Origin of the sequence: Vogesella mureinivorans, from assembly GCF_007644035.1 — a bacterium.
In the GTDB taxonomy this organism is placed as follows: domain Bacteria; phylum Pseudomonadota; class Gammaproteobacteria; order Burkholderiales; family Chromobacteriaceae; genus Vogesella; species Vogesella mureinivorans.
Genome location: NZ_VMTV02000295.1, coordinates 1 through 552 on the forward strand (window position 1 = coordinate 1; position 552 = coordinate 552).

Annotated in this window: 2 protein-coding genes; one reads left to right on the top strand and one right to left on the bottom strand. The window is 63.8% G+C overall.

The window, feature by feature from the left end; all coding sequences use genetic code 11:
* Nucleotides 1-223 (bottom strand): HesB/IscA family protein (locus FLQ44_RS09830; protein WP_147694260.1); only part of this gene is annotated, 223 nt, incomplete at its 3' end.
* Between the two features lie 123 nt (nt 224-346).
* On the opposite strand from FLQ44_RS09830, the gene FLQ44_RS09835 reads away from it, so the two are divergent.
* The coding region (locus FLQ44_RS09835) for an OB-fold nucleic acid binding domain-containing protein (protein ID WP_240801236.1) at nt 347-552 on the top strand (206 nt) is incomplete at its 3' end.

A 552-nucleotide genomic window follows, 5' to 3' on the forward strand; every position in this document is an offset into this window, starting at 1 on the left:
TGCCTTGGACCAGCGGCAGGCTCTGAGCGTTGATCAGTACTTTCACGCCATCCTGCTCGACCACGGTGTCGTCGGCCTGGATCTCGCGCGCCACGTCCACGGTATAGCCCCAGCCGGAACAGCCGGTGCGCTTGACGCCAAAGCGCAGCCCCAGGCTGCCGGGCTCGCGTTCGACGTACTGGCGGACGCGCTCAACGGCGGCGGCGGTCAGGTGGATTCCCATGGCTTGATTCCTTCTCTGCTGGAGCCGAAGTGCCCGGCGCATCGAATGCCGGACCTTCCGCTATGATTGCGGGCTGTCTGCAAGCTTGCAAATCCTGTCCCTAGTGGTGTTCAAGAGGAAGTCATGACGGTGCTCAGCGTGGTGGACGCCCTGCAGGGCGATGAATATGTCGGCCAAGTCGTCAGCGTGCGCGGCTGGGTCCGCACCCGGCGCGATTCCAAGGCCGGGCTGAGCTTCGTCAATGTCTCGGACGGCAGCTGCTTCGACCCCATACAGGTGGTGGCGCCGGCGGATCTTTCCAACTACGAGTCGGAAGTGAAGCACCTCAC